The organism is Massilia sp. ZL223, from assembly GCF_018119395.1.
Lineage (GTDB): Bacteria > Pseudomonadota > Gammaproteobacteria > Burkholderiales > Burkholderiaceae_D > Telluria.
Genome location: NZ_JAGPWD010000012.1, coordinates 98,750 through 113,061, shown reverse-complemented (window position 1 = coordinate 113,061; position 14,312 = coordinate 98,750). Strand labels below are relative to the sequence as shown.

Genomic DNA, 14,312 nt, shown 5'->3' with positions numbered 1-14,312 from the left:
TGTTTTTTTTTTTTATACAAAAAACCCCGTGGGCCCCCCCCCCCCCCCCCCCCCGCGGCTGCGCTATCATGGCGGCATGTCTGAACCGCAAACCCTGTACGAAGTCATCGGCGGCGCCGAGCGCCTGCGCGAACTGGTCGACCGCTTTTACGACCTGATGGAGCTGGAGCCGGAATTCGCCGGCATCCACGCGATGCACCCCCAACCCAACGACAGCTCGCGCGAGAAGCTGTTCATGTTCCTGTCCGGCTGGATGGGCGGACCCGACCTCTTCATCGAACGCTACGGCCATCCGCGCCTGCGCGCGCGGCATCTGCCTTTCGCGATCGGCACCAAGGAGCGCGACCAGTGGCTGCGCGCCATGGCCTGGGCGATGGAAGACCTGGGCTGGGACGACGAGCTGCGCCTGCGCCTGATGCAATCCTTCTACCACACCGCCGACTGGATGCGGAACAAGGCCGACTGACCGCCATGAGCACCGCTGAATTACTGATCCTGCTGGGCGTCGCCGTCGTCGCGGGCCTGCAGGTCATGCTCTTGCTGCGCGCGCGCAATGGGAGCGACGACAGCCGCCACTTCGAGCGCGTCGAGCGCGAACTGCGCCAGGAGCTGCAAGCGAGCGCCCAGGGCACGCGCCAGGAAATGGCGTCCCACATGGGCCAGTACCACGCCGCCACCGTCCAGCAGCTCGACAGCATGCGCCAGCAGATGCAGCTGCATTCGTCGAGCGGCCGCGAGGAGCAGGCGCGCGCGCTCAAGCGCTTCGCCGACACCATGCAGCAGACCCTGGCCAGCCTGACGGAGTCGAACGCCCAGCGCATGCTGGAAGTGCGCGGCACGCTGGAAACCAAGATCCGCGACCTGCAGAGCGACAATGCCAAGCGCCTGGAAGAGATGCGCCAGACCGTGGACGAGAAGCTGCACGCCACGCTCGAGACGCGCCTGACGGAATCCTTCCGCCAGGTGTCGGAGCGGCTGGAAAAGGTGCACCAAGGCCTGGGCGAGATGCAGCAGCTGGCCATCGGCGTGGGCGACCTCAAGCGCGTGCTCACCAACGTCAAGACGCGCGGCACCTGGGGCGAAGTGCAGCTCGAGATGCTGCTCGAGCAGGTGCTCACGGTCGATCAATACGCCAAGAACGTGGAGACGGTGGCGGGATCGAACGCGCGCGTCGAGTTCGCGATCAAGCTGCCGGGCGTGGTCGATGGCGGCCCGCCGCTGTGGCTGCCGATCGACGCCAAGTTCCCGAAGGAGCAGTACGAACGCCTGCTGGAAGCGGCCGAATGCGCGGACGCAGAGGGGGTGGCGCGCGCCGGCGCGGAGCTGGAGCGCGCGGTGCGCGGCGAGGCCAAGACCATCTGCGAAAAATACGTGTCGCCGCCGCAGACGACCGACTTTGCCATCCTGTTCCTGCCGACCGAGGGCCTGTATGCGGAAGTGATGCGCCGCCCCGGGCTGGCGGACGACCTGCAGCGCAGCCTGCGCGTGACCATCGCCGGGCCGTCGACCTTGAGCGCGCTGCTCAACAGCCTGCAGATGGGCTTCCGCACCCTGGCGCTGGAAAAGCGCTCGTCCGAGGTGTGGCAGGTGCTGGGCGCGGTGAAGACCGAATTCACCAAGTTCGGCGACGTGCTGGCCACCACCAAGGCGACCCTGGAAAAAGCGGCCCGCAACATCGAAACGGCCGAAGTGCGCAGCCGCCAGATGGCGCGTAAGCTGAAATCCGTCGAGGCACTGCCGAGCGAAGCGGCGCAGCTGATGCTGGGCGATCCCGCGTCCCACGAAGACTGAAGGCTGGCTCAGCCGCGCCATCCCTCTCTTTTTGCCATTTTCGCCTCTTCCTAAAAGAAGAGGTGAGACAGGTATTTCACCCTCCAATACGACAAAAATCCGGAAAATTCTTTCCGAATTTTGTCGTGTTGCGAAATACATATCGGTACAAAGTTTTACCTTCGCACCTTTGACAACTGTTCAGCAGGAAACGCAGTATGGCTTGCCCAAGAGGCATTGTCTTTACGCGTGAAACCCCATAAGGAGACTCCATGAACAAAGCATGTGCGGCATTCCTGTTGTCCTTCGTTTCCAGCCTGGCCCTGGCCGGACCGTCCAGCACCACGGTCACATTTTCGAAAGGCTACGAGGGCTGGGTCGGGCCATCCGGCAGCGCGGCGTCCTACATCAGTTCGACGCCCGGCAATAAATACGGTCCAGCCTTGTACACGGTCCATCCCGAGACCTTCGGCCTGGAATGGGTCAACCGGGAGAACCCGGCCTTCGTCGGCAATTTCGGCTCGGTGCAATCGGTGACGATCGGGCTGGACATCAACGTGAATTCGATCCGCTTCCGTGGACGCGAAGTCGAACGCGAACTGGTGGTCGAACTGCGCGACTACGACAATCCGTATAACGGCATGCCCTACACCGCCGTGTGGTACAAGCTCGGCACCATCAGCAACAAGGGGACCTGGAAGCGCATGCAGGTGACGATTCCGGATACGCGCGCCACCGCCATGCCCGCCGGCTGGGGCGGCCTCGGCTCGGGCGACGTGTCGCTGCCGCCGGGACGCAGCTTCGCCGACGTGCTGGCCGGCGTCGACGAGATCGCGTTCACGACCTTCGTGCCGGGCTTCCTCTACGGCTTCACCAGCTACGATCTCGTGGTCGACAACCTGTCGATCGTGACGAGCGGCAGCCGCTGACGCGGCCCTCTTAAACGAGGCCTTCGAACGGGAGGATGTCGACCATGTCGCCAGTGGCGACATTCCCCTGTTCGTCGTGCAGCACCACCATGCAGTTCGCCTCCGACATCGAGCGCAGGATGCCCGAGCCCTGCGAGCCCGTAATGCGTACCTCCGGCATCCCGTCGGCGCCCGGCGCGACGATGCCGCGCTGGTATTCGGTGCGGCCCGGCTTCTTGCGGATTGCTCCGCCAGAGCGCGCCTTCAGGAGCGGCAGCGGCGCTTCCGCCCCCATCATGCGCAGCAGCGCTTCGCGCGCGAAGAAGTAGAAGGACACCATCACCGCCACCGGATTGCCAGGCAGCCCGAACAGGAAGGCGCTGCGGCCGTTCGAACTCACGCGGCCGAAGGCCAGCGGCCGTCCGGGCCGCATGCCGATCTTCCAGAAGGTGACGTCGCCGAGGCGCGCCATCACCTGCTTCGTGTAGTCCGCCGCGCCCACCGACACGCCGCCCGAGGTGACGATCGCGTCCGCGTTCTCGCAGGCGCTGCGCAGCGCTTCTTCGAGCGCGTCCGGATCGTCGCGCACGATGCCCATGTCGACGATGTCGCAGCCAAGGCGCTGCAGCATGCCGTAGATCGTGTAGCGGTTGCTGTCGTAGACGCAGCCTTCGTCGAGGCCTTCGCCGATCGAGCGCAGTTCGTCGCCGGTCGAGAAGAAGGCCACGCGCAGGCGGCGCTGCACCGGCACTTCGGCGATGCCGAGCGAGGCGATCAGTCCCAGGTCAGCCGGGCGGATGATGCGGCCCGTCTTAAGGGCGGCGCTGCCCAGCTTCAGGTCCTCGCCCGCGAAGCGGCGGTTGTCGCCGGGCTTGATGACGCCGGCGCGGAGCGTGATCGCGTCTTCGCTTTCCTGTTCGACGAATTCCTGCGGCAGCACGCTGTCGCAGCCTTCGGGCATGACGCCGCCCGTCATGATGCGCACGCATTCGCCCGGTCCGGGCACGAGGCCGGAAGGCTTGCCTGCATAAGCGACGCCAATGACGCGCAGCGAAGCGACACCCTCGCCCGGCAGGTCGCTCCCGCGCAGCGCGTAGCCATCCATCGCCGAGTTGTCGTGGGCCGGCACGTTGATCGGCGAGACCAGGTCGCGCGCCAGCACCCGTCCGAGCGCCGCACGCAGGGCGACCATTTCCCTTGAGTGCACCGGCTGCACGAAGTCGCGGATGATGCGCTGGGCGCCGCGCACGCTGAGGGCGTCCGGATCGTAGCCGTCGATGCAGCTGGCCACTTTCGCCAGGGTCGGGGGCAGGGTGTCGTCCAGGCCCTGCAGTTCGTCGAGCGTGTTGATGTTGCGGAAGGCGTCCGCATCCTCGAACAGCACCTCGACCGATTTCAATTCCTTGTACCAGCCGTCCACGCGCCGTCCGCCTTCCGCCAGATAGGTGGAGAGCACCGGCAGGCGGCTGCTTCGCACCAGGCAGAAGACGGGGTGGGCCTGGACGCGCATACCCGCTTCCCGGGTGGCCGCGAAGGCGACGTCGGCCTCGTTCTCCTCGAGGGCCGTCAGCAGGCGCTCGGCCAGGTCGTACGGCAGGAAAGGCGAGTCGCAGGGCACGGCCAGCAGGAAGGGCGTGGCGCAATGGCGCAGGCCCGCTTCCAGGCCGGCCACCGGCCCGGCGAAGTCGGGCGTTTCGTCGGCCCAGACGGGCACGCCGAGCGCGGCGTAGGTGTCGAGATTGCGGTTGGCGTTGATGCCCACGCTGCCGACTTGCGGCGCCAGGCGTTCGAGCACCTGCGCCACCATGGTCGAGCCGCGGAAGGGCTGCAGGCCCTTGTCGACGTTGCCCATGCGCGAGCCTCGCCCGCCGGCCAGGATCAGGCCGCTGATCAGATTCTTGTCCATTGTATTATCCGCCGATATACGACATTTCGACTTTGCGTGCGCTGTTCGCCAGTCCGCTGGTATCCACGGTGCGCGTTTCGGAATAGCGGTCCGCCCGTAGCTTCCACAGCTGGGCGATGGCGCCCGCGATCTCGAGGTCCGAACGGCCTTCGCGCAGCAGGGCGCGCAGGTCGTGGCCGCGGGTGGCGAACAGGCAGGTGTAGAGTTTGCCCTCGGTCGACAGGCGCAGGCGCGTGCAGTCGCGGCAGAAGGCCTGGGTGACGCTGGAAATGACGCCGATCTCGCCGCCGCCGTCCAGGTAGCGCCAGCGCGCGGCGGTTTCGCCGCTGTAGTTCGGATCGATCGGCGCCAGCGGCAGTTCGCTGGAGATGCGGCGCACCACTTCGCTGGAGGGCACGACTTCCTGCATGTTCCAGCCGTTCGAGGCGCCCACGTCCATGTATTCGATGAAGCGCAGGATGAAGGGCGAGCCCTTGAAGTGCCGCGCCATCGGGAGGATCTCGCCGTCGTTGGTGCCGCCCTTGACCACCATGTTGATCTTGATCGGGCCGAGGCCCGCGGCGTGCGCCGCGTCGATGCCGTGCAGGACGTCGGACACCGAGAAGTCGACGTCGTTCATGCGCTTGAACATCGCATCGTCGAGCGCGTCGAGCGAGACCGTGACGCGGTCCAGGCCCGCATCCTTCAGCGCGCGCGCCTTGCGCGCCAGCAGCGAACCATTGGTGGTGAGGGTCAGGTCGAGCGGGCGCTTGGTGGGCGTCGGGATGGCGCGCAGCATGGCGATCAGGCGCTCCAGGTCCTTGCGCAGCAGCGGCTCGCCGCCGGTCAGGCGCAGCTTCTCGACCCCATGCGCCACGAACACTTTCGCGACGCGCGCGATTTCTTCAAACGAGAGCAAGGCGCTGTGCGGCAGGTAGGCGTAGTCCTTGTCGAACACCTCTTTCGGCATGCAGTAGACGCAGCGGAAATTGCAGCGGTCGGTGACGGAGATGCGCAGGTCATGCAGCGGCCGGCCGAGCGCATCCAGGAGCAGCCCGCTGGGCTCCTCCGGCGCGGCCGGCACCGCCAGCGCCGGCGAGCGCAGGTCGTTGATCAGGACAATTTTTTCAGCCATGCCAATACGATAGCACGAGCCCCGCCAATGCACAGGCGGCAATCAGCTTGATCGGCCCGACCTTGAAGCGCAGCAGCGCCACGCTGGCGGCCGCGCCGATGGCGATCGCCGCCGGCTGGGCTGTCCCGCCAGCGAAGAACACATGCTGGCCGAAGAACACCGCCAGGCTGGCGATCACGCCGACCACGGCGGCCGAGATGGCGGTGAGCGGGGCGCTCCAGCGCAAATTGCCGCGCCCGGACTCGACCAGCGGACCGCCCGCCAGGATGAACACGAAGGAGGGCAGGAAGGTGAACAGGCTCGCCACCAGCGCCCCCGCGATACCGCCGAGCGTCAGTGCTTCCGGGCCGAACAGGGCGTGCGTCCAGCCGCCCACGAAGCCCACGAAAGCGACGATCATGATCAGCGGGCCGGGCGTGGTCTCGCCCAGCGCCAGGCCGTCGATCATCTGGTGCGCGCTGAGCCAGCCGTACTGGTCGACCGCGCCCTGCACCACGTAGGGCAGCACGGCGTAGGCGCCGCCGAAGCTCATCAGGGCGGCCTTGGTGAAGAACCAGCCCATGCGCGCCAGCGTGCCCTGGGGGCCGAACAGCAGCGCCAGCAGCAGCCAGCACGCGAGCGCGAGCAGGCAGCCGATGGCCGTGCTGGTTGCCAGGCGGCGCAGGCTGAAGCGCGCGTGCTCGGGCGTGGGCGTGTCGTCGTCGAGCACGGCCGGGCCGTAGTGCCTGCTTTCGCCCGGGTGGGCGCCGCCCGGCTGGAAGCGGTGCGGCCACAGGCGTCCGCCGGCCAGGCCCAGCAGCGCGGCGCCCAGCACGATCAGGGGAAATGGCAGGTCGAGCAGGGCGATGGCGATGAAGGCGGCGACGGCGATGGCGCTCAATGCCCAGTTGCGCAGGGTGCGGCTGCCGATGCGCCAGGCGGCGCCGATCACGATGGCGACCACGGCGGGCTTGATGCCGACCATGATGCCGGCGATCGCGGGCAGGTGGCCGAAGGCGAGGTAGATCCAGGACAGGGCGATCAGCAGCGCCAGCGAGGGCAGGATGAACAGCAGGCCGGCCGCGATGCCGCCTGGTGCGCGGTGCAGGAGCCAGCCAATGTAGACCGCCAGCTGGGTGGCTTCGGGGCCGGGGAGCAGCATGCAGTAGTTCAGGGCGTGCAGGAAGCGCTGTTCGGAGATCCAGCGGCGGCGTTCGACCAGTTCGCTGTGCATCAGCGCGATCTGGCCGGCGGGGCCGCCGAAGCTGATGAAGCCGAGTTTGAGCCAGTAGAGCAGGGCGGTGCGGAAGGGGATGGGGGTGGGCATCCGGGTATTTTAGCGTGTTGGTATTTCGGTAAGGTGACGGGCTGCGGTGGGACCCAAGTTTCCACGCAAACCACCAGCTCAAAATAAAAAAGGGAAGCCGAAGCTTCCCTTTTCAAATCACATCAGCATCACTGACGCGTATCCACCTGGATCAGCGGTTCATCCACTGGCGGCGGCAGCGGCTTGCGGACGCGGCGCGGGCGCACTGGTTCCGGGGCCTGGGCGGCTGCTTCCTGCGCAGCGCGCAGTTTTTCCGGATCGGTCGAGGCCAGCTGCAGGCCGGCCTTGGACAGCAGGTCGTTCAGGTCCATCGGCGCTTCGGCCGGGGCCGGAGCCGAGGCCACCACCGGCGCGGCGACCGGCTCAGCCACCGGAGCAGCTTCGACGACCGGCGCCGGAGCAGGGGCCGGAGCCCGAGCAGCGACAGGCGCCACTTCGGCAACCGGCGCCGGCGCAGCGGCAGCCTGCTCGGCTGCGGCTGCCGCGGCACGGGCAGCGGCGATCGACGCCGAGGTCGGGAACATGTGCTGCGGCGCTGCGGCCGGTGCTTCCACCGGAGCCGGGGCCGGAACAGCGGCAACCGGAGCAGGCGCCGGCGCCACGTCAGCCTTCGGCTGGGCAGCGGCCGCCATCGACGCGGCGGTCGGGAACGGCCACGGACCCGGTTCGCCTTTCACGGCAGCCGGCTTCCTGGACTCGGCAGCCACCTTGGCGGCTTCCACGTCCGCTACCGGCGTGAAGGCTGGCGCTTCCGTGGCGCCTTCGGCGGTCTCGATGCCCTCGGCCTGGTCGCGGTCGCGGCGGTTACGGTTGCGGCCACCGCGGCGGCGGCGGCGGCGCGGCTCGTCGCCGCCTTCGGCGTCCAGATCCTCGCCGTCCGGCCCGGTGACGGCCACTTTCACGGCATGCTCCAGCACGTCGCCGTGCGGGGTCGAGGTCGACAGTTCGCTTTCCGGCACGGCGACCGGCTGCTTCAGTTCTTCCACCTTGGCTTCGGCTGCCGGGGCGCTAGCGCGTTCGCCACGCTCACGCGGCTGGCGCGGTGCGCGTTCCTGGCGTTCGCCGCGTTCCTTGCGCTCGCCACGCTCCGGACGCTGCTCGGCGCCCTCGGCGCGTGCCGTGGTCTCGACCTGCTCGCGCGGTTCACGCGGCTGGCGTTCCTTGCGCTCCTTGCGCGGCGGACGGGTGTCGGCTTCCGGCGCCTTGGCGGCATCCTCGCTCACCGCGCCCTTGGCGACGGTCTCGCGCGCCTCGCGCGGTTCGCGCTCCTCACGCTGCTTGCCGCCCGAGCGGCCGTTGCGCGAACGCTGGCCACGGCCGCTACGGTCGCCGCCACGCTCGGCAGGCGCCGGAGCGGCGGGTTTCTCGGCAAGCACCGGCGCCGGGGCCGGGGCGGGCGCGGCGGGGGCGCCCAGGAAGAAGTTGCGCAGGCGGGCGAAGAAGCCCTGTTCTGCCGGCGCGGCGGCCGGTGCCGGTGCGGCGGCGGCAGGCGCTTCCACCGGCTTGGCCGGCTTGGCGGCTTCGCTGCGGTCCACCATCGGCGCCGGCTGGGCCGGGGTGATGGTCTTGACCACGGCTTCCTGGCGCGGCTTCTGCTCTTCCTTCTGGCGCTTGGCGTAGGCCATGTCGGTGTCGGCCGACTCGGCCAGGGTGTAGCTGGCGGCGGCGTCTTCCAGGCGCGGATCGTCGTGCTTGATGCGCTCGAGCTTGTAGTGCGGGGTGTCCAGATGCTTGTTCGGAATCAGGATCACGGTGATGCGGTGGCGGTTCTCGATCTTGAGCACTTCGCCGCGCTTTTCGTTCAGCAGGAAGGCGGCGACATCGACCGGCACCTGCACGTGGATCGCGGCCGAGTTCTCCTTCATCGCCTCTTCCTGGATGATGCGCAGCACCTGCAGGGCGGACGATTCGGTATCGCGGATGTGGCCGGTGCCCGAGCAGCGCGGGCAGGTCACGTGGGAGCCTTCCGACAGCGACGGACGCAGGCGCTGGCGCGACAGTTCCATCAGGCCGAAGCGCGAGATCTTGCCCATCTGGACGCGTGCACGGTCATGGTGCAGGGCGTCCTTCAGGCGCTGTTCCACTTCGCGCTGGTTCTTGGCCACTTCCATGTCGATGAAGTCGATCACGATCAGGCCGCCCAGGTCGCGCAGGCGCAGCTGGCGGGCGACTTCGTCGGCCGCTTCGCAGTTGGTGTTGAAGGCGGTGGTCTCGATGTCCGAGCCGCGGGTGGCGCGGGCCGAATTGACGTCGATGGAAACCAGGGCTTCGGTGTGGTCGATCACGATCGCGCCGCCCGACGGCAGCGGCACGGTGCGCGCGTAGGCGGTCTCGATCTGGTGTTCGATCTGGAAACGGGAGAACAGCGGCACGTCGTCGCTGTAGCGCTTCACGCGGTGCGCCATGTCGGGCATCACGTGGCTCATGAACTGCTGGGCCTGCTCGTAGATGTCGTCGGTGTCGATCAGGACTTCGCCGATGTCCGGCTGGAAGTAGTCGCGGATGGCGCGGATGACGAGCGAGGATTCCTGGTAGATCAGGAAGGCGCCCGGGGCCGACTTGCCGGCGCCTTCGATCGCGCGCCACAGCTGCATCAGGTAGTTCAGGTCCCACTGCAGTTCTTCGACGGTGCGGCCGATGCCGGCGGTGCGGGCGATGACCGACATGCCCTGCGGCAGGTCCAGCTTGTCCATGGTCTCGCGCAGTTCCTGGCGTTCTTCGCCTTCGACGCGGCGCGAGACGCCGCCGCCACGCGGATTGTTCGGCATCAGGACCAGGTAGCGGCCAGCCAGCGAGATGAAGGAGGTCAGCGCCGCGCCCTTGTTGCCGCGCTCTTCCTTCTCGACCTGGACCATGATTTCCTGGCCTTCGCGCAGCGCTTCCTTGATGGTGCAGTTGCGGACGTCGACGCCGTCACGGAAATAAGAGCGGGCAACTTCTTTGAAGGGGAGGAAACCGTGGCGGTCTTCGCCGTAGCTGACGAAGCAGGCTTCGAGGGAGGGTTCGATGCGGGTGATGACACCCTTGTAGATATTCGACTTGCGCTGTTCGCGTCCGGCCGTTTCGATATCGATGTCGATCAGTTTCTGGCCATCGACGATCGCTACGCGCAGCTCCTCTTGCTGCGTAGCGTTAAACAACATACGTTTCATTTTTATAAACTCCGCGACCCTGGGGCCGTGTCATTGCCGTCCTTGCGAACGGCGAAGTACAGGGAATACGCGAAGATGGGAGCGTTGGAGGGAGTAATGCCCGGGGCGTACGGCGCGGCGACGCGATGCGTCGCTGCCCGCAACAGGGCGCGAATGGAGCCGAACGTCATTGCCTTCGCACTCCGCAACCTCGACCAGGGCGCCTGCCATCCCTTCGGGACTGGCACAGCGCCGGGAGGGCGGTGCGCAACAACCAGCCAAACCTTAGCCAGCGAACAAACCTGGACTTCGATACTCAGGCGATGAATTCTCCGGAAAAACCGTGTTGCGCGTTGCCGCTTGTCGGCCTGCGATGCCCGCCGCGCTCCTCGCGCGACTGCGTCCCGGCCAATCGGTGGCCGCCCGCTAGGGTTTTTCCAGCTTTTTCAAATCAATCTGCCTTGACTCAAGCCTTCAGGATGAGGCTTACATCGGGTCGGGCGAAAACGACAAGCGTTATCGACACCATCATCCGGCGAGCCGCCACGGGCCGCTTGCCGGTACTTATCCTTAACAATCCAAACAATCCAATCCTGCACCCAGACGCGCGACCCGATTACAACTGCAGGTGCAACCCTGATCCGCCATCTAGGTGTGCGTACACTATTTTTCCACCGAATTTGCCATTGGCGGGGCCGGTGGAACGCGCCCCTGTGTAAAATATCGTTTTATTTCTTACACCAGCAGAGGTTTGACCGCCGCCTGTCGATTATATATTCAAAATGAAGGACTTAGAGAGAATTTCTGGGAAGACAGAGAGAATGGCAATACAAAACGATGTTGTTCCCCCTTCATCACAGCCGGCACTCCAAGCGCAGTTCGTGACCATCACCGAAGAAGAAGCCGGTCAGCGAATTGACAATTTCCTGTTGCGTGTTTGCAAAGGCGTACCCAAGAGCCATATTTACCGCATCCTGCGCTCGGGCGAAGTCCGGGTGAACAAGGGCCGTATCGACCAGATGTACCGCCTGGGCGAGGGCGACGTGGTGCGGATTCCGCCGATCCGCCTGGCCGAAAAGGCCAGCACCCAGGCCGCGCCGGGCGCCGAATTCGCCATCGTGTACGAGGACAGCCACCTGCTCGTCATCGACAAGCCGGCCGGCATCGCCGTGCACGGCGGCTCGGGCGTGTCGTATGGCGTGATCGAGCAGCTGCGCGCCGCGCGTCCGGAAGCCAAGTTCCTGGAGCTGGTGCACCGCCTCGATCGCGAGACCTCGGGCCTGCTCCTGATCGCCAAGAAGCGCACCGCCCTGACCAACCTGCATGCGCAGATGCGCGACGGCCTGACCGACAAGCGCTACTTGACCGCCGTCCATGGCGACTGGGTCAACAAGCGCCAGCACGTCAAGCTGCCGCTGCACAAGTTCACCACCCCGGACGGCGAGCGCCGCGTGGTGGTGCAGTCGGGCGGGCAGGAAGCGCACACGATCTTCAACCTGAAGCGCAAGTGGCAGGATGTCGCCCTGCTCGAAGCCGAGCTCAAGACCGGGCGCACGCACCAGATCCGCGTGCACCTGGCATCTTCCGGCTTCCCGATCCTGGGCGACGAGAAGTATGGCGATTTCGCGCTCAACAAGCAGCTGCAGAAGGCGGGCGAGGGCCGTGGCCCGCTGCGCCGCATGTTCCTGCACGCCTGGCAGATCACCTTCACCCATCCGGACACCGGCAAGCCGCTGAACCTGCGCGCACCGCTCCCGGCGGAGTGCGAGAAATTCTTGGTAAGCTTGGGGCAACCGATCGCATGAGCTTCATCCCTCCGCGATGACCACACTATATTGAAGGGAGCGGCGGCCTCGAGCCGCCGCATGACATGGCAAGAAAACAATTTGATCTGATCGTGTTCGACTGGGACGGCACGCTGATGGACAGCACGGCGACCATCGTCAAGTGCATCCAGTCGGCCGCGCGCGACCTGGGCCTGCCGGTTCCCAGCGACGCCTCGGCGGCCCACGTGATCGGCCTCGGCCTGTCGGAAGCGATGCAGGCGGTGATGCCGAACATCGAGCCGGCGCTCTACCCGCGCATGGTCGAGCGCTATCGCTATCACTTCCTGACGAAGGATCATGAACTGGTGCTGTTCAAGGGAGTTCGCGAGATGTTGAGCGAACTTGCCGGCGAAGGCTATTTCCTGGCCGTGGCCACGGGCAAGAGCCGGGTGGGCCTGAACCGCGCCCTGAACGCGGCCGGCCTGCTGTCGACCTTCGACGCTACCCGTTGCGCGGATGAGACATTTTCCAAGCCGCACCCTGCGATGCTGCAAGAGCTGACCAGGGAGCTGGGGCAGGACCTGCGCCGTACCGTTATGATCGGCGACACCACCCACGACCTGATGATGGCAAACAATGCCGGCGCCTCGGGGATCGCGGTCGAGTTCGGCGCCCATCCGGTCCAGCAGCTGCAGGCCTGCAAGCCCTTGTATTCGGCGCGTTCGATCCCCGAACTGCATGGCTGGCTGATGGAAAACGCGTAGCGATGAGCGCGGAAGCGGGCCTGTTCGTGTGCGATGCCGACCAGTTGGTCGATGGCGGCAGGGGGATCAGGTTTCCGGTGCTGGTCTATGGCCAGCCGGCGACCGGCTTCGTGGTGCGCTTCGCCGGTAAACCCTATGCCTACCTGAACCGTTGTGCCCATGTGCCGATCGAACTCGACTGGAAAGAGGGCGACTTCTTCGAATCGAGCGGCCTGTACCTGATGTGCGCGACGCACGGCGCCGTGTACGAGCCGGAAAGCGGCCGCTGCGCCGGCGGCCCCTGCCGCGGCGGACGGCTGCTGCCGATCGGCGTGGTCGAGCAGGATGGAAAGATTTTCTGGCAGCCGGATCAGCAGATCCGGGCCCCACTATAGAATATTGCGGCGAACTTCAGATAACGACAGAGTTTATGAGCGATCACACGAGCAACGATCACCCGGGCGACAGCCGCCTTGCCGCCAACCCGACGGTCAGCAACTGGGAGCGCGAGACGCTCGAAAAGCTGGTGTTCGCCACCGTGCAGGAGCGCCGCGCGGCTCGCCGCTGGGGGATTTTCTTCAAGCTCAGTTTCCTGCTCGTGGCGCTGCTGGCGCTGTGGGCCTATTACGATTTCAACTTCGGCGGCACCGGCGACGAAAGCCTGGGCCGCCACACGGCGCTCATCGAGATTAACGGCGAGATCGAAGCGGAAGGCAGCGGCGCGGCCGATACCGTGATTCCCTCGCTGAACAAGGCCTTCTCCGATTCCGGCTCGGCCGCGGTGGTGCTGCGCATCGACAGCCCCGGCGGCAGCCCGGTCCAGGCCGGCATCATCGTCGACGAGATCCAGCGCCTCAAGCGCGGCTATCCGGACAAGCCGCTGTACGTGGTGGTGGACGAGATCTGTGCCTCGGGCGGCTATTACATAGCCTCGGCGGCGGACCGCATCTACGTGAACAAGGCCTCGATCGTCGGCTCGGTGGGCGTGCTGATGGACAGCTTCGGCTTTACCGGCACCATGGAAAAGCTGGGCGTCGAGCGGCGCCTGATGACCGCGGGCGAGAACAAGGGCTTCCTGGATCCCTTCAGCCCGCAATCCGACAAGCACAAGGCCCATGCCCAGGCCATGCTCAACGAGATCCACCAGCAATTCATCTCGGTGGTGCGCGCCGGCCGCGGCAAGCGCCTGAAGGAAACGCCGGAAACCTTCTCCGGCCTGTACTGGACCGGCGCCAAGGCGGTCGAGATGGGCCTGGCGGACGGCTTCGGCACCGTCGACACGGTGGCGCGAGACATCGTCAAGGCCGAGGACATCGTCGACTACACGGCGCATGAAGGCTTGCCGGAGCGCGTGCTGAAGAAATTCGGTGCGGCGGTCGGTGAAAACGCGGTCAAGGCGGCCACCCGCGGGACCCTGCCGAAGTTGCATTAAGAATAGAGACACCGAGTACGGTTGTACTGGATTTCGCTTGCATCCGGTGACAAAGAGACTATAGTGAGGGTGTAGTTGCTGCCGCGGCGGACGATACCCTTAAATCCAGCCTGTTCGTTATCGGACGATACGCAAGAGCGCTACCCGCTGCACCTGCCGTGCAGTTTCGAGTGAATTCAATTCCTCACGGTTGTGATTCCCCCTCGGGATTGGGAACGACGGCTTCGGCCGTCGTT

Annotated in this window: 11 protein-coding genes; 7 read left to right on the top strand and 4 right to left on the bottom strand. The window is 66.1% G+C overall.

Features of this window, described 5'->3' with window-relative positions:
* Window positions 1-76: 76 nt before the first annotated feature.
* The 3 genes from KBW95_RS10455 to KBW95_RS10445 all read left to right on the top strand — a co-directional run bounded on the left by KBW95_RS10455 (window position 77) and on the right by KBW95_RS10445 (window position 2,699).
* Window positions 77-466, top strand: coding sequence for a group II truncated hemoglobin (locus KBW95_RS10455; RefSeq protein ID WP_211523862.1), 390 nt, complete (start codon window positions 77-79; stop codon window positions 464-466).
* Between the two features lie 5 nt (window positions 467-471).
* Window positions 472-1,791: a DNA recombination protein RmuC gene (locus tag KBW95_RS10450; protein WP_211528202.1), complete on the top strand. Its 1,320-nt coding sequence runs from the start codon at window positions 472-474 to the stop codon at window positions 1,789-1,791.
* Between the two features lie 251 nt (window positions 1,792-2,042).
* The gene (locus KBW95_RS10445; RefSeq protein ID WP_211523860.1) at window positions 2,043-2,699 is read left to right on the top strand and encodes a PEP-CTERM sorting domain-containing protein; all 657 of its coding nucleotides are present in this window, start codon (window positions 2,043-2,045) and stop codon (window positions 2,697-2,699) included.
* 10 nt (window positions 2,700-2,709) lie between these two features.
* Here the strand turns inward: KBW95_RS10445 and glp are convergent, their stop codons facing one another.
* The 4 genes from glp to KBW95_RS10425 all read right to left on the bottom strand — a co-directional run bounded on the left by glp (window position 2,710) and on the right by KBW95_RS10425 (window position 10,156).
* Window positions 2,710-4,584: a gephyrin-like molybdotransferase Glp gene (gene glp, locus KBW95_RS10440; protein ID WP_211528201.1), complete on the bottom strand. Its 1,875-nt coding sequence runs from the start codon at window positions 4,582-4,584 to the stop codon at window positions 2,710-2,712.
* Window positions 4,585-4,588: 4 nt separating this feature from the next.
* Window positions 4,589-5,698: a GTP 3',8-cyclase MoaA gene (gene moaA, locus KBW95_RS10435; RefSeq protein WP_211528200.1), complete on the bottom strand. Its 1,110-nt coding sequence runs from the start codon at window positions 5,696-5,698 to the stop codon at window positions 4,589-4,591.
* Window positions 5,691-7,004, bottom strand: a complete 1,314-nt coding sequence (gene chrA, locus KBW95_RS10430) for a chromate efflux transporter (protein ID WP_211528199.1) — start codon at window positions 7,002-7,004, stop codon at window positions 5,691-5,693. Before chrA ends, moaA begins: the two co-directional genes overlap by 8 nt.
* A 128-nt stretch (window positions 7,005-7,132) precedes the next feature.
* Window positions 7,133-10,156, bottom strand: coding sequence for an Rne/Rng family ribonuclease (locus KBW95_RS10425; RefSeq protein ID WP_211528198.1), 3,024 nt, complete (start codon window positions 10,154-10,156; stop codon window positions 7,133-7,135).
* Window positions 10,157-10,956: 800 nt separating this feature from the next.
* Between KBW95_RS10425 and KBW95_RS10420 the strand changes: the two genes are divergently transcribed.
* The 4 genes from KBW95_RS10420 to KBW95_RS10405 all read left to right on the top strand — a co-directional run bounded on the left by KBW95_RS10420 (window position 10,957) and on the right by KBW95_RS10405 (window position 14,076).
* Complete coding sequence (locus KBW95_RS10420) at window positions 10,957-11,940, top strand: RluA family pseudouridine synthase (RefSeq protein ID WP_211528197.1); 984 nt, start codon at window positions 10,957-10,959, stop codon at window positions 11,938-11,940.
* Between the two features lie 65 nt (window positions 11,941-12,005).
* Window positions 12,006-12,665: an HAD-IIIA family hydrolase gene (locus KBW95_RS10415; protein WP_211523854.1), complete on the top strand. Its 660-nt coding sequence runs from the start codon at window positions 12,006-12,008 to the stop codon at window positions 12,663-12,665.
* A gap of 2 nt (window positions 12,666-12,667) precedes the next feature.
* Window positions 12,668-13,039 carry a Rieske 2Fe-2S domain-containing protein gene (locus tag KBW95_RS10410; RefSeq protein WP_211523853.1) on the top strand — a complete coding sequence of 124 codons (372 nt, stop codon included), beginning with the start codon at window positions 12,668-12,670 and terminating at the stop codon, window positions 13,037-13,039.
* A 35-nt stretch (window positions 13,040-13,074) separates the two neighbouring features.
* The gene (locus KBW95_RS10405; protein ID WP_211528196.1) at window positions 13,075-14,076 is read left to right on the top strand and encodes a S49 family peptidase; all 1,002 of its coding nucleotides are present in this window, start codon (window positions 13,075-13,077) and stop codon (window positions 14,074-14,076) included.
* Window positions 14,077-14,312: the final 236 nt, after the last annotated feature.